The organism is Sphaerisporangium melleum (genome assembly GCF_014646695.1).
In the GTDB taxonomy this organism is placed as follows: Bacteria; Actinomycetota; Actinomycetes; order Streptosporangiales; family Streptosporangiaceae; genus Sphaerisporangium; species Sphaerisporangium melleum.
In genome coordinates this window covers 27,803-48,693 of sequence record NZ_BMNT01000042.1, presented here as the reverse complement: position 1 = coordinate 48,693, position 20,891 = coordinate 27,803, and the positions used below count along the sequence as shown (strand labels likewise).

The following is a 20,891-nucleotide window of genomic DNA, read 5'->3' as shown; positions in this document are numbered from 1 at the left end:
GATTGGGAGTGCGCCAGGGGGCGGCCGAAGAGGTGGCGCTCGGTGGCGCCCTTGACGGCGTCCCGGGTCAGCGCGCGCATGAGCCCGAGCCAGGGGGCGCTGAGGAAGACCCAGTCGAGGGCCGTCAGCATCGGCTCGACCTCGGACGCGGCGGCGCCGGCCGTGCCGAGCACCGCGTCGTCCCGTACGGCACAGCCGGAAAGGATCAGCCGGCCCCACGGGCAGGTGTGCATCGCCATCGGGGCGGCGTCGTCGACCAGTAGTCCCGGCGTGTCGCGGTCCAGCAGGAACGCCGTCCGGCCGCCACCGTCGTGCGAGGCGATGATGAGGTAGTGGTGGGCCACGGGAGCCCCGGCGACGAGGTCGAGCTCGCCGTCGAGCACCCAGCCGCCCGGGCCGGGCTCGGCGGGGCGGGCCGTGACGGTGGGGGTGAGCGCCGCGGCCTGCGTCTGGCGCAGGGACACCGCGCCGATCCATTCGCCGGAGGCCATGCGGGGCAGGTACCGTTCCCGCTGCCAGACGGTGCCGAAGGCCCGCAGCGGCGCGGTGGTGAGCACCGCGTGCACGGCGACCGCGAGGGCGAGGCCCGGGTCGCGTGCTCCCTCGCCCAGCCCTTCCAGCAGCGCGCAGGTCTGCGCGGCGGACAGGCCGCTCCCGCCCAGGGCTCGCGGTACCAGGGGCCCGGCGAGGCCCGGCCCCGTGCCGGCGCCGGTCAGCTCGGTGAAGAGTTCCGGATCCCACCTGCGGTCGCGGTCGCGGTCGGCGGCGGTCGGCCTGGCCACCCGGTCGGCGAGTTCCCGGGCCCGCTCGGTGAGTGACGGCTCGATCGGCGAGGTGCCGCCGCCACCGGCGGTGGGGCCGGCGGGCGTTCGCGTGAACACCATCGGATCTCCTCTCTTCCCGCTTCCATGAGGTCTCGTCTCACGCCGCCCGCGTCGTGGAGGCCGGGGAGCGGTCCGGAGAACCGCCGGGACAAAGACCCGCCCCCGCTCCGTCGGAACGGACACGTCCAGGCTTATCAGCGATAACCGCGACTTCCCGAGAGCCGGCCCGGCAATTTGTCGGCCGACTCGCGGACAATTTGCAAACCTTACTCGCCATAACGTTTCACCACACTCCTTGACAATCTTCTGACATTGCACCCATTGTCTCCTGCGCGCTGGTCCCACACCATGTCAAAGGCGCGCTTCGCATGGCCCACCTGCTTCTTGACCGCGATCGGTCATTTCCTCAGTGGTAATTCAGGTGGTGTGCGGGAGTCCGTCGGATATGAATCCAGCCGGATAGGCAAAGGGAGAGAATGCAATGGCGGTGACAGAGAAAGAAAGCGGTACGCCGCGCGAACTGCCGCACCTGTCGGACGCGACCCTGCGGGACTCCGCGCACATGGCCGGGGTGGAGTTCGGCCCCAAGGACGCCGCCCGGATCGCGGACCTGCTGGTGCGGACCGGCATCGAGCTGGTGGAGGTCGGAATGATCTCCGGCCCCAACTCCAAGGACGCCGATCTCATCCTCGCCACCCACGAGGCGATCGGCCCCGAGCGTTCCATGTCCCTGGTGATGGTGCGAGACCGCGAGCAGGTGGCCACGGCGCTGGACGAGGCCGAGCGGCTCGGCGTCCGGTACGTGATGCTGTCGATTCCGACCTCCGAGCAGCACGCGGTGCTGAAGCTGGGCTCGCCGAGCCTGAAGCTGCTGAGCGCCGTCGCCAGGGCGGCCATCTCGATGGCCAAGGATCGCGGCTTCCACGTCACCTTCAGCGGCGAGGACGGCGCCCGTACGCCCAAGGAGCGGCTCGTCCCCTATGTCACCGATGGTTTCGCGGCCGGCGCCGACCGGTTCCGGCTCGCGGAGACCGTCGCCTACCTGTCCCCCTGGCAGATGGAGGAGGTGATCGGGAACATCACCGCGATCGACGGCGCGGAGATCGAGATCCACTCGCACAACATGCTGGGCATGGCGGTCGCCAACTCGCTCGCCGCCTACCGGGCGGGCGCCGAATGGATCTCCGCCACGGTCGGCGGCATCGGTGAGCGCGGCGGCAACGCCCCGCTGGCCGAACTGCTCACCTCGCTCCGCGTCATCTACGGCGACACGCGCTTCGACCTGACCCGGCTCACCGAGCTGTCCACCATCGCGCTCCGCGGCTCGCAGCTCGGCGACGCCTTCCAGAGCGGCCCCACCACTCCGCACGCCTTCGCCTACGAGCTGCCCGGTCAGCTCACCAACCCCGAGGCCTACGAGACCCTGGCCCCGGACCTGCTCGGGAACTCCCGCGAACTGCGCGTGCGCACCCGCCTCACGCCGGCCCTTGTCGAGTGGGCGCTGGAGGACTCGGGGGTCAACGTCGACATCGAGGCGTTCACCCCCTGGCTCATCGAGCGCCAGGAACGTGACGGGCGTCCCCTGCTCGACCGGGACGCGATCCGCAAGGCCGCCATCGACTACCAGTCCCGCTGATCCGTCAACTCGAACCCTGGGAGAACGACCATGTCCACCCCCACGCTCACCGGTGTCTGCCCGGAATGCGAGACCGACCTGGCCACTCCGCCGATGCTGCAGGGCGAGACCTTGTCCTGCCCCGAGTGCATGCTCACGCTCCGGGTGGAGGACGTCCAGGAGGGCAGGCTCTCGCTGCGGATGGTCCAGGTGCAGCTCCGCGACTGGGGCCAGTGAGGTCCGGCATGAAGCACACAGTCGCGATCGTCGCCGACCGGATCGGCTGGGAGGAACGCCGGCTGATCGACGCCGCGCCGGCACTCGGCCTGCGCGTCGAGTGGGTCAACGACGAGTCCCTCTGCCTCGGCAGGCCCGGGCCGTCGTCCCTCGCCGGTTACGCGGCCGTCCTGGTCCGCAGCCGCAGCTACACGCGGGGTGGCCTGGTCGCCACCCTCGCGGAGGCGGCCGGCCTGACCACCATCAACTCCGCGGCGGCCGTGCACGCCTGCGAGAACAAGCTGTCCCTGCGCTCCCTGCTGCGCACCGCGGATGTGCCGGTACCGGACTTCCGCCTGGTGCTGTCCCGCAGGGACTTCGAGAAGGCGCTGACGGAGCTGCCGCCGCCCGTGGTGCTGAAGCCGGTCTTCGGCGGCATGGGCAAGCGGGTGACCCTGCTGCGCCACGCGGACACGGCGCAGTCGGTGTACGACTACGTCGAGGATCTCGGGCACGGCTTCGAGCAGGCGTGCCTGGTGGAGCCCTACCTCGACGCGGGCTCGTCGCTGCGCTGCTTCGTGGTCGGCCGTGAGCTGGTGGCCGTGGCGGAGTTCCAGAGCGCGGGCGGTGACTGGCGCAGCAACGCGGCGGTGGGCAACCGCAACCGCGCCGTGGAGCACGACCCCGAGGTGCAGAAGATCGTCGACGGCGTGGTGAACGAGCTCGGTGAGGGCATCTACGGCATCGATCTCTTCAGGACGCCCGGCGGGCACGTCGTCAACGAGGTGAACCACGCCCCGGCATTCCGGGCGGTGTCATCGGCGACCGGAGTCGACGTCGCCGCGGCCATCTGCCGGTACGTACGGGAGGTCGCCGGATGATCAGAGTCGGTGTCATCGGCGCCTCGGGGCTCACCGGCGGCGAGCTGATCAGGCTCGTCGCCCAGCACCCCGAACTCCAGCTGACCTTCCTGGGCGGCACCTCCAGCGTCGGGCGGCGCCCGGCCGAACTCCACCCGGGCCTGCGGCTGGACTTCGGGCTGGTGGTCGAACCGGCCACGGAGGACCTGTCGGACCGCTGTGACGTCGTCCTGCTGGCGACGCCCGCGCCCGCCTCGGCGGAGCTGGCGGCCCGGCTGGCCGACCGCGTCCCCTGCGTCATCGACCTCAGCGGCGCCTTCCGGATCCGGACGCCGGAGCTCCACCAGCGCTGGTATCCCTCCGCGCACCGGTCGGAGGAACTGGCCGACCGGTTCGTCTACGGCGTGCCGGAGCTGGTCGGTGACCAGATGGCGGGCGCCCCGCTGATCTCGCTGCCGGGCTGCTACGCCACGGCGATCACTCTCGGGCTCGCTCCGCTGGTCTTCTCGCTGGGCCTCAACCTGAAGACCGTGGTGGTGGACGGCAAGAGCGGCTCCAGCGGCGGCGGTCTCCAACTGCGCACGGCCGACCTGCATCCGCTGCGCAACGGCGCCATCGCGCCGTACGCACCGGTGGGGCACCGCCACGCGGCGGAGGTCGGCGACTTCCTGGAGCGCGGCAAGGCCGGGCTGATCGGCTCGCTGACCATGTCGGCGTACGGGGTGTCGCACGTCAGGGGGCTGATGGCCAGCTCCTACGTGTTCACCGACGACGAGGTGGACGAGCGCACCCTGCAGCGGGCCTACCTGCGCTTCTACAAGGGGCACCACTTCGTGCGGGTCCGCCGGCACACCGAGACGCTGATCCCGGTGCCCGACCCGCAGGCGGTGCTGGGATCCAACTACTGCGATGTGACCGTGCTGCACGACCAGGAGGGCGGCCGCATCGTCGTGCTGGCCGCGCTGGACAACCTCGTCAAGGGTGCGGCAGGCCAGGCCGTACAGGCGATCAACAAGCGGTTCTCGCTGCCGGAGGAGACCGGGCTGACGATGCAGCCGGTGATGCCGGCATGAGCGCGACGGCGTCCACCGGCGGCGTCCCGCCCACCGTGGTCAAGCTCGGCGGGTCCACCCTGAACGCCATGTCGGCGGCATGGTGGGACGACCTGGCCGAACACGGGCGTGACCGGCCGCTCGTCCTGGTCCACGGATGGTCCAAGCCGCTCAGACGGCTCAAGCCGGAGTACGCCGAGCCGTCGGCGATCCTGCGCGACCGCTACGGGAACCAGAGCCGGTGGACGACCCCGGAGGTGATCGCCGACATCAAGACGGTCAGCGCCGAACTCGCCGAGGAGGTCATCGGCCTGCTCACCGGCCGGGGCATCACCACCGAGCGCGTGATCGGCAGCGACGGCCTGGTGCGGGCGGGCGCGGGCGAACGCTGGTGGTGGCGCGACAAGCAACTCGTCGAGCTGGACAACCTGGTCGGGCCGATCACCGGCGTGGACCCGAGCCGCTTGAAGAACCTCCAGCCGGGTCACTGCTGCCTGGTCACCCCGCTCGCCCGGAACGCCTCCGGGCAGGAGGTGAACGTCGACGGCGACCGGGCCGCCGCCGCGATCGCGGCGGCGACCTCGGCGACCTCCCTGGCGCTGGTCACGGACGTCGCCAACCTGCTGATCGACGGCCGGCCGGTGCGGCGGATCACCGCCGCGGCCGCGGCCGGGTTCCGCGACCAGGGTGCCACCGGCGGGATGCGCAAGAAGCTGCGCGCCGCCGGAGAGGCCCTGGACGGCGGGGTCGAACGCGTCATCATCGGCAGCGCTCCCGTCTCGGAGATGCTCGCCGAACGCTCCGGCACCGTCATCACGCCCACCTGACATGAGCCTGCCCGTGCCCGCGCCGTGCGGCCCCGGGGCAGGAGAAGACCAGTGAGAGGAGCGGAACTCGTGGCGGCATCCCGGGTTCTGGTGGTCAACAACGGAACGCTTTCCCTCAGGCAGTTGCGTCGCCGGTTCGAGGATCTCGGCTCCGAGACCGACACCGCCGACGCCACCTCCGTACCGGATCGGCTCGACTCCCGTTACCAGGCGATCGTGCTGAGCGGTACCAAGGTGCGGGCCTACGACAGTGATCACTACCGGCGGCTCATCGATCTCGTCATGGGCGCGCGGGTCCCGGTCTTCGGGATCTGCGGCGGCATGCAGATCATCGCGGTCGCGAATGGTGGCGAGCTGACCGAAGGGCCGTCGCGGGTCGGCGGCTACGAGGTCCAGGTGGACCTGGACGATCCCCTCTTCTCCTTCGTCAAGCCCACCGTGACCGTGTTCCAGCGGCACACGCTCTATCTGCGGGCGGCGCCGGCGGGGTTCCGTTCCATCGGACGGTCCGAGCACGCCCCCGTGGAGTTCCTGCGGTCGGAGGACGGCCGCATCTACGGCTCCCAGGCGCACCTGGAGTTCCGCGGCGACGGCCTTGAGGTCCTGCGGGGCTTCGCCCGGCTCTACCAGTAGCCCGTTCCCTCCCGCGCAGCACTCCCCCTCGCATTCCCACCTGATCGAGCAGGAGGTCTTCATCATGAGTTTTCCGGAAGAGCACGAACCCGCATTCGTCGTCTCGCTGAACGGCAGCGGAGGCCCGGTCAAGGGCTGGGTCGTGGTCGACACCCTCGTCGACGGTCTCGGCATGGGCGGTGTGCGCATGACCCCCTACGTGACCGAGGACGAGGTGCGCGGTCTCGCCCGCGGCATGACCGAGAAGCTCACCCTCGTCGGCCTGCCCATCGGCGGCGCCAAGGCGGGGATCGTCTCCGACGGGGAGAACCGCGAGGAGACGTTCCGGAACTTCGGCCGCACCGTGCGGCCGCTGCTGCACGGCGGCATCCACCTCGGCATCGACCTGGGCGTCACCCCCGCGGACCGGGCGCTGTTCTTCGCCGAGGCAGGGTACGACCCGCGCCACCGCGCCCGCGCGGTGGACATGCCGATGGACTGGCGCACCTATTACGAGCCGCTGGTGGACTGCACCGGGCACGGCGTCGGCGTGGCGGCGGTGACGGCGCTGGAGAGCCCGCGCCGCGGCGGGCCGGCACAGGTCGTCATCCAGGGGTTCGGCACGGTAGGCCGGGCGGTCGCCCGGTTCCTGGAGGAGCGCGGGCACCACATCGTGGCCGTGGCGGACGTGCACGGCACCATCAGCGCGGACCGGCTGCCGGTGGACGACCTCATCGCGATCACCGACAGCCTCGGGCGGATCGACCGCTCCCGGCTGCCGGAGAGCGTCTCGGTGTCCACCGAGCCGGACGCCTGGCTGGACGTGGACGCCGACGTGCTCGTCCTGGCCGCGAACAAGGACGCCCTCAACGCCGACAACGCGCACCGCCTGCGGGCCGGCCTGGTGGTCGAGGGCGGCAACCTGTGCTCCAGCGTGGAGGCGAAGCAGAAGGTGGCCGCCTCCGGCGGCGTCCTGATCCCCGACGTCGTCGCGAACGTGGGGGGAGCGGCCGCGGCCGGCCTGGCCATCGCCCGCATCGTGCCGTTCGAGCTGGAGGCGGAGAAGCGCAAGCAGTGGGTGTTCGACTGGGTCGCCGACCGCGTCCGGCGCAACACCAGGGACCTGCTGGAGATCGCGGCCGGTACTGCCGGTGACCCGCTGCCGGAGCTGCTCGCCGCCCGCAGGAAGGCCCGGCCGTGACCGCGCCGGCCGCCACGCCCCCGCACGCGGACGCGGCGCGGTACCGCGAGCGGGGCTGGTGGCGGGAGGAGACCTTCCTCGACGACCTCTTCCGGCAGGCGCGCGAGCGTCCGCACAAGCAGGCGATCGCCGGGCGCCGGATCGCCGAGGCCCGTACCGACACCCTCGACTACGCCGAACTGGCCCGGCTCACCGACCGGTTCGCCGGGGCGCTGCTCGACCTGGGCGTCCAGCGGGGCGACTTCGTGGCCGTCCAGCTCCCCAACCGCTGGGAGATGGCGCCGCTGATCTTCGCCTGTGCCCGGGTCGGCGCGGTCATCTGCCCGATCTCTCCGATCTGTCCGGAAAGCGAGCTCCGGCATCGCTTCGAGCTCACCGAGGCGCGGGTGGCCATCACGGTCGCGGCGTGGCAGGACACCCCGCTGGCCTCGGACACCACCCGGCTGAAGGACGAACTGTCCACTCTCGAACAGGTGTTCGTGGTCGATGGGCCGGTTCCCGAGGGCGCCCGCGGCTTCCACGACCACTTCGTGGCGGTGGACTGGGAGGAGCGCCGGCGCCACGACCTGGAGGGACTGGCGCTCGGCCCGGACGACCCCTTCGTGGTGCTGTTCACCTCGGGCACCACCGGCGAGTCCAAGGGAGTCCTGCACAGCCAGAACACGATCTACGCGGCGGTCCGCCGCTACGTCGACGCGTTCGGCCTCGGCGAGGACTGGGTCGCCGCGCTGTCCACGCCGCTGTGCCACTACTCCGGCTTCGCCCAGGGCATCCTGGCCGGAGTGATGCTGGGCGCCACCATCACCTTCCAGGACGTCAGGAAGAACGAGGCGCTGCTGGACCTGGTGGAGCGGTACGGCGCGACCCTGCTCTACGGTCCGCCGGCCACCATCGCCGACGTCACCGCCGCCCAGCGGTCGGCGCGGCGGGAGGTCTCCTCGCTACGGCACGTGGTGGTCGGCACCGCCCAGGTGCTCCAGGAGCTGATCGACGAGGTCCGCGACCTCCTCGGCGCGCGCACCTACTCGCTGTGGGGCATGTCGGAGATCGGGCCGGTCACCGTGACCAGGCCCGACGACCCGGACGACTGGGCGGCCGACAGCAACGGGCGGCCGATCGACTCGATGGAGCTGCGGATCGACGGCCCGGACGGCGAGCCGGCACCGGTCGGCCGGCTGCGGGTGCGCGGCGCCTCGCTCGCCCTCGGCTACTACAAGCGCGACGACGTCTTCGCGGCGGAGTTCGGCAGGGACGGCTGGTTCGACACCGGTGACCTCGCGCGAGACGACGGGCGTGGTGGCATCCGGATCCTCGGCCGGGCCAGGGACGCCATCGTCCGCGAGGGGGTCTTCGGGCCGATCACCGCGATCGAGGCGGTGATCGGCGGCCATCCCAAGGTGACCGAGGCCGCCGTGGTCGGCCTGCCGTCCGCCGAGGGCGAGGAGATCTGCGCGGTGGTCGTCCCCCGTGACGCCGCACGGCCCTCGTTCGAGGAGATCACCGGCCACCTGCGCGCGGCCGGGGTGGACGAACGGTTCATCCCTGAACGGATCGTGCTGATCGACGCGCTGCCCAAGACACTCACCGGGAAGGTCCGCAAGGCCGAACTCCGGCAGCGGTACGCGCGGGCGTGACCGTCTCAGGAGCCCTCGGACGTTCCCCTGTCCTGACCCGTCCAAGACCGAGTCGATGGAGGCGACCATGCCCGAACGCGCGCCGGTGACCATGTCGGCGACCCTCGCCGCCGACGAGGCGCTGGCCCGCCGGCGCCGCGCGGGGGAGCGGGTCCTCTCCCTGGCCAGTGGCGAGATCGGCCTGTCGGTGCTGCCGAGCCTGCGGGAGCGGCTGGCCGCGGCGGCGGACCGCAACTCCTACGGCTCGGTGCCCGGAAGCCTGGCCCTGCGGACCGCGGCCGCCGGCTACTGGGCGCGGCGGGGCCTGGCCACCGACCCCGCCCTGGTGGTCTGCGGGCCGGGGAGCAAGCCGCTGCTGTTCGCTCTGCTGCTGGCCATCGGCGGGGACGTGCTGATCCCGGTGCCGAGCTGGGTCAGCTATGGGGCACAGGCCAGGCTGGCCGGGGCCCGGCCGATCCCCGTCCCCATCATCCCCGGTGAGGGCGGGGTGCCCGACCCACTGGCGCTGCGCGAGGCGGTGGCCCGTGCCCGGGCCGCGAGGCGCGACCCGCGCTGCGTGGTGGTGACCGTGCCGGACAACCCGACCGGCACCATCGCCGAGCCGGAGACCGTACGGCGCCTCGGGGAGGCCGCGCGGGACCTGGACCTGGTCGTGGTCTCCGACGAGATCTACGGTGACCTGGTCTTCGATCCCGCGGGCCGGGCGGCCTCCCCCGCGCTGTACGCACCGGAGCGGACCGTGGTCACGACCGGGCTGAGCAAGAACCTGGCCCTCAGCGGCTGGCGGCTGGGGGTCGCGCGGCTGCCCGACGGCCCTCTCGGACGCGAGCTGCACAACCGGCTGGTCGCCGTCGCCAGCCAGATCTGGTCGAGCACCGCCGCCCCCGTGCAGGCCGCCGCGGCCTACGCGTTCGAGGAACCGCCCGAGGTGGCCAGGCACATCGCCGCGTGCCGCCGGCTGCACGAGGTGGTGGCCCGCGAGGTGGCCCGGCGCTTCACCGAGGCCGGTGCCGCGCCGGCCCCCGTGCGGGCGACCTGCTACCTGTACCCGGACTTCACGCCGCTCGGGGACCACCTCGACCGGGTCCACGGCGTACGCGGTGGCGGGGAACTCGCCGCCCTGCTCGCCGACCGGTACGGCGTGGCCGTGCTGCCGGGCACGGCCTTCGGCGAGCCGGAGCGCGCGCTGCGGATCCGGATCGCCACCGGCCGGCTGTACGGCGAGTCCGACGCCGAGCGCGTCGCGGCCCCGTCGGCCGCGGACCCGCTCCAGCTTCCCTGGATCGAGGAGTCCCTGGACCGCATCACCGAGGTCCTGGCCGACCTCACCGGATCGGTCGCCGGCCGGCGCACGGACGCCCGGCACTGATCGATCTTCCATCCGGCGCGCCCCGCCCGCCGGTCAGTCCACCGACCTAGGAGGTCCTGCACACATGTCCATCCTCTTCGAGTGCGAGTACAAGGGCCGGCGGTACGTGGGCCTCGGCAAGCCCGCCTCCGGTGAGACCCGGACGCTGTACCAGGTGGCCGATGGGCGGCTGCGCGAAGCGGTCATCAGCGGTGGCGGCCCGGAGGCGGTGGTGGCGGCCGTCACCGAGGGGGCCGAGACGGTCGCGGTCTCCGCCGACGACCCGGAGGTCCGCTTCCTGCCTCCGCTGCTGCCCACGGGGACCGGGAACGCTCTGATCACCGGCTTCATGGGCACCCATCGGTCGAAGTTCGACCGCGACCCGGCCCCCGACGAGAAGTTCAACGCGCCGAACTGGCTCATCAAGGGCTTCGGCTCGTGGGCGCGGATGCCGGGCGAGCCGCTGACCGTCCCCGCGTCGACCATCGCGCTGCTGGAGGAGCCGGAGGTCGCTCTGGTCTACGTCAACGACGACGACGGCGTCCCGCACTACGCGGGCTACACCTTCGGCAACGACCTGAACGACATCGGCCTCCACCTGCGCAACCCGTGGGGGTGGACGCCGTACGCCAAGCTGTGCGACACCTCCATGACCCCCTGGCTGTTCCTCGGTGCGCCGCCGCAGACGGTGACCGGGCGGATCATCATCGAGCGGGACGGCGCCACGGCATGGGAGGGACCCTTCAGCTGCGGCGCCGACGCGATCTTCCACCGGGTCGAGGACATGGTGGGGAACCTGCTGTCGTATCCGGCGCTGCGCCGGCCGGGCCTGGTGAACTACCTGCTGCTCGGCGCCGACAAGGCGAGCTACCACGACGGCTTCCGCATCGCCGACGGCGACCGGATCACGATCGACGTCACCAGCCACGACGTCGTGCTGTCCAACGTCGTGCGGTACGCGCGCCAGGCGAGCACGGCCTGACGGCGGGCCCCGGCCGCGCGAGCGCCACGATCAGGCCGGTTCAGGGGTCAACGACGAGACCACCCCGGAAGAGAACGCGGAGACCGGATCGGCCTGCGGGTCGTCCGGCCCCTGGGCGCCCCGCAGGGCGTCGAGGTAGTCGGTGAGGGCGTCCCTGCTGCGGGCCAGGCACTGGATGCGCTCGTTGATCCGGTCGCGCTCCCGCTCCAGCGTGGCGATCGTCTCGGGCGTCGCGTCGGAGATGTGGATGGTCCGGGGCTTGCTGAGGCAGGGGAGGATCTGCTTGATGACGCGGGTCGGCAGCCCGGCGTCGAGCAGCCCTCTGATCTGCAGGACCCGGTCCACGTAGCGCTCGTCGTACTCGCGGTATCCGTTCGCCGCGCGGCTGGAGATGATCAGCCCCTGCTCTTCGTAGTAGCGCAGGAGCCGCCGTGGGGTGCCGGTGTACTCGGACAGTTGCCCGATTCGCATGTGACCCACCTCACATCGCAACGACTTGACATTCACATTTATGTGACGGTTTAAGGATACAGCCATGTCAACTTCCCGCGCAGAGTCGCTGACCGATTCCGCTAGCGGAGCAGACGCTCGTAAGCTCCCCATGTCGCCGCTGCTCGCCCTGTGCACGGCCGCCTTCATGGGAATTCTGACCGAGGCGCTGCCCGCGGGTGTACTGCCCGAGATGGCACGCGACCTGTCCGTCAGCGAATCGGCGATGGGACAGGCACTCACGATCTACGCGATCGCCACGGGCCTGTCGGCGATCCCCATGTCCACGACCACGTCGACCTGGCGGCGCAAGGTGCTGCTGCTGACCGCGGTGATCACGTTCGCGATCGCCAACACGGTGACCGCCATCTCCTCCAGCTATGTCCTGACCATGGGGTTCCGGCTCGTCGCCGGTGTGGCCGCCGCCGTGATCTGGGCGGAGCTGGTCGGCTACGCCCGCCGCCTGGCACCGGTCCACCTGCAGGGCAGGGCGATCGCGATCACCATGGCCGGCATCCCCCTCGCCCTGTCGCTGGGCATCCCGCTCGGCACGTTCCTCGGCGGCCTGTTCGGATGGCGGCTGACGTTCGGCCTGGTGACCCTGGTCTCCGTCCTGCTGGTGGGATGGATCTGGGTCTCGGTCCCGGACGCCCCGGGGCAGCAGCGGGAGCACCGTGAGCCCATCCTCCAGGCGCTGCGCCTGCCCGGCGTGGTGGCGGTGCTGTTCGTGGTCGCGTCCTACGTGCTGGCGCACAACATCCTGTACACCTACATCGCCACCTTCCTCGACGAGTACCGGATGGGCGACTCCCGCGACGTCGTGCTGCTGGTCTTCGGCATCGCCTCCATGGTGAGCATCTTCATCACCGGCGCGCTGGTGGACCGCAAACTGCGGTTCCTGACCATCGCCAGCACCCTGCTGTTCATCGTGGCCACCGGCATGCTGGCGCTGCTGGCCGGCAGCCCGGCCATGGTGTACGTGGCCATGGTGCTGTGGGGCCTCGGCTGGGGCGGCGTCGCGACCTTCCTGCAGACCGCGGTCACCGACGCCGGAGGCGACCGGGGGCAGGCTCTGCTGGTCACCACCTGGAACTCCTTCATGGCCGGGGGAGGGGCCGTAGGTGGAATCCTCCTCAACATCTTCGGCCCCACCTCCTTCCCCTGGAGCGTGCTGCTGCTCCTGGTGCCGGTGCTGCTCGTCGTGGTCGCCGCCCGCGCCCACGCCTTCCCGGCCAAGCGCCCCGGCACCCTCTGATCCCGTTCGCCGGCCCTCGAACCAGGCCACCGCGTCCCTTCCCCGGGTCCAGTGCGGCACCAGGGGCGGGAGCGGTGGCCTCGCCGCACCTTCGGGTCGCCTGAGCGGCGCGCACGCGGCGGTCCACCGCGCGCACGCCCCCGGCGACGACGGTGCCTGCGAGGAGCCGGCGGCACGGGCCGGGCCCGGACCGCTGGGTGCACGGTCCGGGCCCGGTGGCGGGCGCGTCCGCCGGTTATGGAGAGACCGGACCGGCCTTGCGCGCATTGCGCGTGCGCCGCCAGCCGTGTCGTCCGCCGGGAGACGGCTGGAAGATCGTGATGGCGGCTCCAGCCGGGGGCGAGGTGTGGGAGAATGTACGGGAAATGTGGTCGCCTTCCGGATTCCGGGGCGGCCATTCTGCTTTTCAGGTGTCCTTCGGCGCACGGTCGCGCCGATCACGCGGCCACCGCGTCCCGCCGGTCACCGGCGTCCGCGACAGCGGCCCGCGTCCCGACCAAGGAGAAGCATGACCATTTCCTCGTTGCCGCGGCAGCTCGCCCGCACCCGGCGGTTCACCCTGGGGGGACCCCGGCACGTCACCGTGTCACCCGACGGCGGCACGGTGTTCTTCCTCCGCACCAGAGCGGGAGACGACCCGGTCTCCTGCCTGTGGGCGCTGGATCGCGCCACGGGGGAGGAACGGCTGCTGGTGGACCCGCTGACCCTGCGGGCCGGCGCGCCGGAACGGCTGTCGCCCGAGGAGCGGACCCGGCGGGAACGGGCGCGCGAGCTCTCCTCCGGCATCGTCGCCTACGCCGCGGACGCCGCGTGCGAGCTGCTCGCCTTCACGCTCTCCGGGGCGGTGTGGACGGTGCGGCCCGCCGACGGCGCGCCGCGACGGCTGCCGGCGGCGGAACCGGCCGTCGACCCCCGACCCGACCCGACCGGACGGCGCGTCGCCTACGTCAGCGGCGGCGCCCTGCGCGTCGTGGACGCCATCGGCGCAGGCCCTGCTCAGGCGGGCGGCGCCGGCGGCCCGGGTGCCGAGCACGCGGCCGATCGGGTGGTGGCCGCGCCGGACGGCCCCGAGGTGACCTTCGGGCTCGCCGAGCACGTGGCGGCCGAGTCGATGGGCCGGCAGCGCGGGTACTGGTGGGCGCCGGACGGGCGCGGGCTGCTGGTGGCCAGAGTGGACGACGCCCCTGTGGGACGGTGGTACGTCGCCGACCCGATGGACCCCTCCCGGCCGCCGGCCGTCCTGCGCTACCCGGCCGCCGGCACGGCCAACGCCGAGGTGAGCCTGTGGCTCGCCCGCCTGGACGACGAGCACGGCACCTGGGCGCTCACCCCGGTCGGCTGGGACACCGGCGAGTTCGAGTACCTGACCGCGGCGGGCTGGGACGAGTGCGGCCCCTACGCCGCCGTGCAGAGCCGCGACCAGCGCCACGTCCGCGTCCTGGCCATCGACCCGGTCACCGGCGCGACCGAGATGCAGGCCGAGCAGCGTGACGAGGCGTGGGTCGAATTGGTACCCGGCCTGCCGGCGCGGACCGCGAAGGGCGTCCTTGTGACCAGCGCCGACACCGGCGACACCCGCAGACTGGTCGTCGGCGGGCATCCGGTCACGCCGCCCGGGCTCCAGCTCCACGCGGTCGAGGCCGTGGACGGTGAGACGGTGCTGTTCACCGCCGCGGACGACCCGACCCAGTCGCACCTTTGGGCGTACGACCCGGTGTCCGGGCTGCGGCGGGTGAGCGAGGAGCCGGGCGTGCACACCGGCACGCGCCGGGGCGGCACCACCGTCCTGTCCTCCCGCACGCTCGACCGTCCCGGAAGCCGGACCGTCGTGCTGCGGGACGCGGCCGGTGCGGAGATCGGAAAGGCGGCCTCCGCACCGGTGGAGATCGCCTCGCGCGCCGAGCCGCCGGTGCTGGACCCGCGGGTCGAGATGCTCGCGCTCGGGCCCCGCGAGCTGCGCGCCGCCCTGTTCCTGCCGTCCTGGCACCGCGAACAGGACGGTCCCCTGCCTGTGCTGATGGATCCCTACGGCGGGCCGGCGATGCGCAAGGTGACCGCCGAGCGGGCGTGGTGGACCTACGTCTCCCAGTGGTTCGCCGAGCAGGGCTTCGCGGTGCTGGCGGTGGACGGCCGGGGCACGCCCGGCCGAGGCCCGGCATGGGAGCGGGCGATCCACCTGGACATCGCCGGTCCGGTGCTGGAGGACCAGGTCGCGGGCCTGCACGAGGCAGCCCGCCGCTTCCCGTTCCTGGACCTCGGCCGGGTGGCCGTCCGGGGCTGGTCCTTCGGCGGGTTCCTGGCCGCCCTCGCCGTGCTGCGGCGCCCGGACGTCTTCCACGCCGCCGTCGCCGGGGCACCGGTCACCGACCAGCGGCTGTACGACACGCACTGGCGCGAGCGGCACCTCGGTCACCCGGACCGGAATCCGGAGGCCTACGACCGCTGCTCGCCGATCCGGGAGGCGGCCTCGCTGACCCGTCCGCTGCTGCTCGTGCACGGGCTGGCGGACGACAACGTGGTCGCGGCGCACACCCTGCGGTTCTCGGCGGCGCTGCTGGCCGCGGGGCGGCCGCACGAGGTGCTGCCGCTGCCCCGGGCGACGCACCTGCCCTCCGACGAGGCGGTGGCGGTGAACCTCCTGCTCCACCAGCTCGACTTCCTCCGCCGCTCCCTCGGCCTCACCGGGCGGGCCCCCGATGGCCTCACCGGGCCGGCCGCCGCTCCCTGATCCCCGCCGCGCGTCCCGAGCCGGCCGGTGGTCAGTGGAGTAGTTCTTCTGCCACGGCGAGCAGTTTCAGGGCCTGCGGGTGTGTGCTGGTTCCAGGGTGCACCCGGTCGGAGATGCGCTGCAGCAACTCGTGGACGTCGCCGGCCGGCGAGAGGGAGGCGTTGACATCGCGCAACCGCAGCAGCAGCTCGAGCCCATAGGCCGCCTGGGTGGCGATCAGGCCGAGAAGGTGCACGTCGGCCAGCTCGCCCCGGCGGCCGGCCAGGCCGTCTCCGACGGTCCCGCCGCCCGACCCGTTCGACCCGTTCGATCCGGCGGTCCCCGTCCCGCCGGATCCGCCGGACCCGCTGGTTCCGTTCGCTCCACTGGATCCGTTCGAGTGCCCGGAGCTCGACGCTTCGTGGGCTCCGTCCGCGCGGGCGGAGGCGGCGGCCCCCGCGCGGTCCAGCACCTCCAGGACGCCGATGCAGCGCTCGTGCCTGATGAGCGGGGCCGCCATGATGCTGTTCGGGACGTACCCGGTCGACTCCGCCGCGTCGTGGGCGAACTGCGGCGTCACCCCCACATCGTCGGCGATCATCGGCTGGCCGCTCGCCGCGACCCAGCCCGCGATGCCCGTGCCGGGCGGGAACCGCGTGCCGAGCAGGTGCCCCTCCCCCTCACCCGACACCGCCTCGAAGACCAGCTCCCCGGTGTCGGGGTCCACCAGGAAGACCGACGCCGCCGCCGAGTCGAACACGTGCCGCGCCACCTCCACGATGGACTGCAGCAGCCTGCGTTCGGTGATCTCTCCGTCGTCGGCGGGCAGGTGGTCATACAGCGACATACGGGTCTCCGTTACGTGCGACAACGTTGCTTGCTGCCAGATAGAGCACCGCCTTGAGCTGGAACGGCGTCATCATGGGGTGCTTGCCGAGGATGCGCGCGCAGATGCCGGTGATGTGCGGGGCGGCGAAACTGTTGCCCGAGCTGCGGATGATCCGCCCGCCGGGCCAGGCGACCGGGACGCGGACGCCCCGCGCGTAGAACTCGGCCGGCGGCGCGGGGTTGTAGTAGTAGGTCATCGGGTCCCGTTCGTCATGGCTGGCCACCGAGATGACCGAGGAGAACGCCCACGGGAAGCTCAGGACGGGCATGTTGTGGGCGGCCGCGACCAGCAGGCAGCGCCGGAAGTACGCGCGGTCGGCCAGCTCGTGCAGCGCGGGCAGGAACTCACTGCGGGTCGTGGACAGGCTGAGGTTGATCAGGTCGAACCCCTCATCGACGGCCCAGCGCAGCCCGGCGAGCAGTGCGGCGCCGCTGCCGGTCCGCCCGTCGGTCAGCACCCGCACCGACGTCAGCCGCACCGCCGGGGCGATCGAGCGGATCACTCCCGCGCACGCCGTCCCGTGCCCGGCCGGGTCGACCGGCTCGCAGTCGGTGACGGTGAGCTCGTCGCCGTCCCGGGCGACCACGAGCGAGCGTTCCAGCCTGCCGACCCGCGGATGCCCGGCCTCGACACCGGTGTCCAGGACGCAGACGCGTACGCCGGCACCGTCGCCGCCGCCCCACGCCCACTCTCTGGTCACCTGTTCCTGCCGGGTGATCCCGAAGCTCTCCAGAGCCAGCCGGGAGGTGGCCGCGCTCCAGGCGGGCAGGCCGGGGAAGTGCGCGCGCCGCTCGCGGCGCCACGGCGGCTCGGTCACCGCGTGTCCTCCTCTCCTGCGGCGAGCCACCCGCGCAGGCGTGCGGCGGGCAGGTCGGCGCCTTTGTGGATGTAGCCGTGCAGCGCGCGCTCGGCGGCGTCGGCCGCCTTCGCCGTCTCGCCGGCCGAGCGGTAGGCGGTGGCCAGGTCGCTCAGCACGTCGCCGCGCAGGCACGGGTCGTCGGTCCGTCCGAGATGCTCCTCCGCCAGGGTGGCGAAGGACAGGGCGGCGGGGTGGTCGCCGCCGAGGGAGGCCAGCCTGGTCCGTACGGCGAGCATGACCAGCTCGGCGCGGGTCTGCAGCCGCCCGCCCTCGGCCTCCAGCCGGTCCAGTGCCCGGCCGGCCTCCGGGAGCAGGCCCTGCCGCAGCAGCTCGCGCGCGGCGTACACCTCCAGCGTCCTGGCCGGCTCCCCCAGCCCCGTGCGGTGCAGGGCCGTGGCGCACTGCCGGAACAGCGCCTCGGCCCTCGCGTACCGGCCGTCGAGCGACTCCACCAGGCCGCGCACCTGGTTCACGGCGGTGCCCGCCATGCCGAGGTGCAGGTCGCTCGCGTGCTGCCCGGCGGTGTCCAGTGTGGCCCGCGCGCCGGTGACGTCCCCGGCGAGGGCGAGCAGCCGTGCCTCGGCGACCAGCACCGGGACGAGCAACGCCCGGTCGGCACCGTACCGTTCCGCCAGCTCGACGCACAGAGCGAGACCTTCACTCAGTGGCGTGGGGGACCACTGGGCCAGTTCGCACAGCCCGGTGAGCAGGCGCCCTTCCTCGTACCGGTCGCCCAGGGACCGGGCGCGGGCCAGGCCGTCGCGCAGGGCGGTCTCGGCGGCCCCGAACCGGCCCTCCCCGGTGCGGGTCAGCGCCACGAGCTGGTGGAAGCGGCACCAGGCGAGGTCGTCGCCGGGGTCGGCGGCGAGCAGCTCGCGCAGGGGGTCCAGCGCCGCGACCCGCGTGCCGAAGCGCACAGCCAGCATCTCGCGCTGGATCGCGCAGATGAGACCGGTGCGCCGGTCGTCCGGCAGCATCCGCTCGGCGACCTCCAGCGCCGCCAGCGGCCGCTCCCGATCGCCGCGGGCGAGGCCGGCGTCGCAGATGCGCAGGGCCAGCGGCCGGTGGTCGGGGTCGCCCGCGGGCAGCAGATCGCGTCCGCGTTCCAATAAGGCGACGGCGGCGGGCAGGTCGTTGCGGTGCAGGGCCTGCGTGCCCTCGTCGACGAGGGTGCGGGCCGCTCGCACGGTGAGCGCGGGCAGCAGCGGGTCGTCGGGACGCACCTCCCGCCGCAGCAGGCAGGCCGCCTCCAGGTGGTGGGTCAGGTCGCCGTGCGAGGACTCCTCGTACGGCGCGTCGTGGTTCGGCCCGCGCACACCCGGGCGTCCGGCCGGGCCGCGGATCGCCGGGTGCCCGGGCGGGCCGTACGTCCCTCGATGCCCGTCCGGGCGTGGACGCGGCCGGGCGCCGCCGGGGCCGCTCCCCTGCGCGCCGGATGTGGGACCTGACCACAGAGGTCCCGGTGATCCGTCCGTGTCCTCCTGCCGTTTCGGCGGGAGGGCCTCGGTGGACGGTGCGCCCGGCGGGTGCGGCGAGCCGGCGCCGCCCGCGCGCGTCGACAGCCGGTCGGCCAGGGCCAGGTGCCAGCTCGCCCGCAGTTCCTTGCGGGTCATGGCGTAGACCGTGTCCCGGGTGAGGGTCTGGGTGAACTGGAACGAGCCGGGGGCCTCCCGGCGGCGCACCATCCGGTGCCGGACCAGCCGCAGCAGCACCTCGTCCACCTCGGGCAGACCGTCCATGTCCTCCTGGCACAGCCAGCGCAGCTGGTCGAAGGTGAAGACGTGGCCGATGGTCGCGGCCCGTTCCAGCACCTCGCGTTCACCGAGGCCGAGCCGGTCCAGCCGGGCGCCGAGCAGCGCCTGGATGGTCGGGGGCAGCGGTGCGTCCTCCCCCTCCTCGGCCAGTGTCTCCAGCATGAGCTCGGCGAACAGCGGATTGCCGTCCGAGCTTTCCGCGACCCGCAGGCAGAGCGCGTCCGCGCCGTGCGCGACCACCTCGGCGTCGGCGTTCCGCAACGCCGACAACGCGGCGACCAGGAACTCGGTCTGCGTCCGGTCGAGCGCCCCGAGCTCCAGCGAGGAGGAGCAGGCCAGGCCGCCTCCCCAGGTCGGGCGGGACTCCAGCAGCTCGGGCCTGGCCACGCAGACCAGCAGGACCGGTACGTCCACCAGCCAGGTGGCGATGTCGTCGATCAGGTCGAGGAGGGTGGGCTCGGCCCAGTGCAGGTCCTCCCAGACGACGACCAGCGGCCGGTCGCGGGCCAGCGCCTCGAACAGGGTGCGTACCGCCCGCGCGATCTCCTGGACGCCGGCCTCCTCGCCGCCGCGCGGCCTGCGGGAGGCGTCGGCGGTCGACAGGCCGCTCAGGGTCGCCATGCTCTCGGACTCCAACGAGGACGCGACCCGGCTCCAGCCGCCCCCCAGCGATTCCATCATCTCGGCGACCGGGCGGTAGGTGATGCCCGCGCCGTACGAGCGGCACCGGCCGCTCAGCACGGTCACCTCCTCGGGCAGCTCGTGGACGAAGTCGCGTACCAGCCGCGACTTGCCGATGCCCGGCGTGCCGAGCAGCGTCACCACGCAGCACCGGGAGCCGCGCGTGGCCCGCCGGTACGCCTGGCGGAGCTGGTCCATCTCGTCGTCGCGGCCGATGAGCGGGACGGTGTCCAGGTAGCGGCGCCCGGTGTCAGGCTCCAGGGACACCAGTCGCCAGGCCCGGACCGGGCCGCGCTTGCCCTTCAGCATGAGCGGGGGCACCGACTCCAGGCGGGCCTGGCCGCGCGCCATGCGCGCGATCTCGTCCCCGACGAGGATCTCGCCGGTGCCGGCCGCCGACTGCAGCCGGGCCGCCGTGTTGACGGTGTCGCCGATGACCCGCAGGTCCGATCCGGGGGTATCGATGACGACGGCCTCTCCGGCGGAGACGCCGCAGTGGACCTCGAGGCTGATGCCGTGCGTGGGCGCGAGCCCCTCGCTCAGCTCGCGCACCCGGGCGAGGGCGGTGTGCGCGGCGCGGATGGCCCGCAGAGCGTCGTCCTCGCTGCTGATGGGGATGCCGAAGACCGCCATCACGGCGTCTCCGATGAACTTCTCCACCACGCCGCCGTGCTCCCCGATGCCCGAGGTGCACGCCTGGTAGTACCGCTCCAGGACGTGCTGCAGCAGCTCGGGGTCGAGGCGCTCGGCGAGCTCGGTGGAACCCACCAGATCGATGAACAGCACGACGACGTTGCGGCGCACGGGGCGGGGAGCCCTGGTGCTCATACGAGCTTCAGTTCATGACCCTCGACTTCGCCCGCCGCGGCGTCGAGACGGGTCTTGATGGAATTGAGCAGGTCGACCTCCGGCCGGCTCAACTCGGCGAACACCTGCCGCTGACGCTCGCTGAGCAGGTCGATCGGGTGACCGGCCTCCCGCAGTGTGGTCAACGCGTCGAACGGCTCGGGCCTGGTCGAAACGTCGCGGCTGTTCATGTGGGCCACCTCCTGGGTCGTGCCCACCGGCGGCCTGCCGGCCACTGGT

At 72.7% G+C, this 20,891-nt stretch carries 18 protein-coding genes; 12 read left to right on the top strand and 6 right to left on the bottom strand.

What is annotated here, in order from left to right; all coding sequences use genetic code 11:
• The coding region (locus IEY93_RS30550) for an acyl-CoA dehydrogenase family protein (RefSeq protein WP_189166622.1) at positions 1-884 on the bottom strand (884 nt) is incomplete at its 3' end.
• A 421-nt stretch (positions 885-1,305) separates the two neighbouring features.
• Between IEY93_RS30550 and IEY93_RS30545 the strand changes: the two genes are divergently transcribed.
• From IEY93_RS30545 to IEY93_RS30500, 10 genes are all read left to right on the top strand, one after another.
• The gene (locus tag IEY93_RS30545; RefSeq protein WP_189166621.1) at positions 1,306-2,460 is read left to right on the top strand and encodes a hydroxymethylglutaryl-CoA lyase-like TIM-barrel protein; all 1,155 of its coding nucleotides are present in this window, start codon (positions 1,306-1,308) and stop codon (positions 2,458-2,460) included.
• A gap of 30 nt (positions 2,461-2,490) precedes the next feature.
• Positions 2,491-2,676, top strand: coding sequence for a lysine biosynthesis protein LysW (locus IEY93_RS30540; protein ID WP_189166620.1), 186 nt, complete (start codon positions 2,491-2,493; stop codon positions 2,674-2,676).
• Between the two features lie 8 nt (positions 2,677-2,684).
• On the top strand, positions 2,685-3,536 hold the full coding sequence (locus IEY93_RS30535) for an ATP-grasp domain-containing protein (protein ID WP_189166619.1): 852 nt from the start codon (positions 2,685-2,687) through the stop codon (positions 3,534-3,536).
• Entirely contained in the window at positions 3,533-4,588 is a 1,056-nt protein-coding gene (gene argC, locus IEY93_RS30530; protein ID WP_189166618.1) for an N-acetyl-gamma-glutamyl-phosphate reductase, read from the top strand. The genes IEY93_RS30535 and argC overlap by 4 nt, the downstream gene beginning before the upstream one ends.
• Complete coding sequence (locus tag IEY93_RS30525; protein WP_189166617.1) at positions 4,585-5,394, top strand: amino acid kinase family protein; 810 nt, start codon at positions 4,585-4,587, stop codon at positions 5,392-5,394. The genes argC and IEY93_RS30525 overlap by 4 nt, the downstream gene beginning before the upstream one ends.
• A 69-nt stretch (positions 5,395-5,463) precedes the next feature.
• Positions 5,464-6,027 (top strand): type 1 glutamine amidotransferase, encoded by a 564-nt coding sequence (locus tag IEY93_RS30520; protein WP_189166616.1) that lies wholly within the window; start codon positions 5,464-5,466, stop codon positions 6,025-6,027.
• 64 nt (positions 6,028-6,091) lie between these two features.
• The gene (locus IEY93_RS30515) at positions 6,092-7,207 is read left to right on the top strand and encodes a Glu/Leu/Phe/Val dehydrogenase dimerization domain-containing protein (RefSeq protein ID WP_189166615.1); all 1,116 of its coding nucleotides are present in this window, start codon (positions 6,092-6,094) and stop codon (positions 7,205-7,207) included.
• Positions 7,204-8,841, top strand: coding sequence for an AMP-binding protein (locus tag IEY93_RS30510; RefSeq protein ID WP_189166614.1), 1,638 nt, complete (start codon positions 7,204-7,206; stop codon positions 8,839-8,841). The genes IEY93_RS30515 and IEY93_RS30510 overlap by 4 nt, the downstream gene beginning before the upstream one ends.
• A 67-nt stretch (positions 8,842-8,908) precedes the next feature.
• Positions 8,909-10,210 (top strand): pyridoxal phosphate-dependent aminotransferase, encoded by a 1,302-nt coding sequence (locus IEY93_RS30505; protein WP_189166613.1) that lies wholly within the window; start codon positions 8,909-8,911, stop codon positions 10,208-10,210.
• Between the two features lie 64 nt (positions 10,211-10,274).
• Positions 10,275-11,171, top strand: coding sequence for a fumarylacetoacetate (FAA) hydrolase (locus IEY93_RS30500; RefSeq protein WP_189166612.1), 897 nt, complete (start codon positions 10,275-10,277; stop codon positions 11,169-11,171).
• Positions 11,172-11,201: 30 nt separating this feature from the next.
• Here IEY93_RS30500 and IEY93_RS30495 read toward each other — a convergent pair whose 3' ends face one another.
• Positions 11,202-11,642 (bottom strand): MerR family transcriptional regulator, encoded by a 441-nt coding sequence (locus IEY93_RS30495; protein ID WP_189166611.1) that lies wholly within the window; start codon positions 11,640-11,642, stop codon positions 11,202-11,204.
• Positions 11,643-11,772: 130 nt separating this feature from the next.
• On the opposite strand from IEY93_RS30495, the gene IEY93_RS30490 reads away from it, so the two are divergent.
• Both IEY93_RS30490 and IEY93_RS30485 read left to right on the top strand, forming a co-directional pair.
• Complete coding sequence (locus IEY93_RS30490) at positions 11,773-12,915, top strand: MFS transporter (RefSeq protein WP_229691605.1); 1,143 nt, start codon at positions 11,773-11,775, stop codon at positions 12,913-12,915.
• Positions 12,916-13,423: 508 nt separating this feature from the next.
• Positions 13,424-15,643 carry a S9 family peptidase gene (locus IEY93_RS30485; protein WP_189166609.1) on the top strand — a complete coding sequence of 740 codons (2,220 nt, stop codon included), beginning with the start codon at positions 13,424-13,426 and terminating at the stop codon, positions 15,641-15,643.
• A 31-nt stretch (positions 15,644-15,674) separates the two neighbouring features.
• On the opposite strand, the gene IEY93_RS38745 is transcribed toward IEY93_RS30485, so the two are convergent.
• The 4 genes from IEY93_RS38745 to IEY93_RS30460 are packed head-to-tail and all read right to left on the bottom strand — an operon-like array spanning position 15,675 to position 20,842.
• Positions 15,675-16,469 (bottom strand): GAF domain-containing protein, encoded by a 795-nt coding sequence (locus tag IEY93_RS38745; RefSeq protein WP_203968535.1) that lies wholly within the window; start codon positions 16,467-16,469, stop codon positions 15,675-15,677.
• The gene (locus IEY93_RS30470; protein WP_189166608.1) at positions 16,456-17,328 is read right to left on the bottom strand and encodes a S8 family serine peptidase; all 873 of its coding nucleotides are present in this window, start codon (positions 17,326-17,328) and stop codon (positions 16,456-16,458) included. The genes IEY93_RS38745 and IEY93_RS30470 overlap by 14 nt, the downstream gene beginning before the upstream one ends.
• On the bottom strand, positions 17,325-20,633 hold the full coding sequence (locus tag IEY93_RS30465; RefSeq protein WP_189166607.1) for an AAA family ATPase: 3,309 nt from the start codon (positions 20,631-20,633) through the stop codon (positions 17,325-17,327). The genes IEY93_RS30470 and IEY93_RS30465 overlap by 4 nt, the downstream gene beginning before the upstream one ends.
• Positions 20,630-20,842 carry an aroma-sacti cluster domain-containing protein gene (locus IEY93_RS30460; protein WP_189166606.1) on the bottom strand — a complete coding sequence of 71 codons (213 nt, stop codon included), beginning with the start codon at positions 20,840-20,842 and terminating at the stop codon, positions 20,630-20,632. The genes IEY93_RS30465 and IEY93_RS30460 overlap by 4 nt, the downstream gene beginning before the upstream one ends.
• Positions 20,843-20,891 lie beyond the last annotated feature (49 nt).

Coding starts and splice junctions, on each gene's coding strand:
- IEY93_RS30545 (WP_189166621.1), top strand. CDS start 1,306: ATGGCGGTGACAGAGAAAGAAAGCGGTACGCCGCGCGAACTGCCGCAC.
- IEY93_RS30540 (WP_189166620.1), top strand. CDS start 2,491: ATGTCCACCCCCACGCTCACCGGTGTCTGCCCGGAATGCGAGACCGAC.
- IEY93_RS30535 (WP_189166619.1), top strand. CDS start 2,685: ATGAAGCACACAGTCGCGATCGTCGCCGACCGGATCGGCTGGGAGGAA.
- argC (WP_189166618.1), top strand. CDS start 3,533: ATGATCAGAGTCGGTGTCATCGGCGCCTCGGGGCTCACCGGCGGCGAG.
- IEY93_RS30525 (WP_189166617.1), top strand. CDS start 4,585: ATGAGCGCGACGGCGTCCACCGGCGGCGTCCCGCCCACCGTGGTCAAG.
- IEY93_RS30515 (WP_189166615.1), top strand. CDS start 6,092: ATGAGTTTTCCGGAAGAGCACGAACCCGCATTCGTCGTCTCGCTGAAC.
- IEY93_RS30505 (WP_189166613.1), top strand. CDS start 8,909: ATGCCCGAACGCGCGCCGGTGACCATGTCGGCGACCCTCGCCGCCGAC.
- IEY93_RS30500 (WP_189166612.1), top strand. CDS start 10,275: ATGTCCATCCTCTTCGAGTGCGAGTACAAGGGCCGGCGGTACGTGGGC.
- IEY93_RS30495 (WP_189166611.1), bottom strand. CDS start 11,642: ATGCGAATCGGGCAACTGTCCGAGTACACCGGCACCCCACGGCGGCTC.
- IEY93_RS30490 (WP_229691605.1), top strand. CDS start 11,773: ATGTCGCCGCTGCTCGCCCTGTGCACGGCCGCCTTCATGGGAATTCTG.
- IEY93_RS30485 (WP_189166609.1), top strand. CDS start 13,424: ATGACCATTTCCTCGTTGCCGCGGCAGCTCGCCCGCACCCGGCGGTTC.
- IEY93_RS38745 (WP_203968535.1), bottom strand. CDS start 16,469: ATGTCGCTGTATGACCACCTGCCCGCCGACGACGGAGAGATCACCGAA.
- IEY93_RS30465 (WP_189166607.1), bottom strand. CDS start 20,633: ATGAGCACCAGGGCTCCCCGCCCCGTGCGCCGCAACGTCGTCGTGCTG.
- IEY93_RS30460 (WP_189166606.1), bottom strand. CDS start 20,842: ATGAACAGCCGCGACGTTTCGACCAGGCCCGAGCCGTTCGACGCGTTG.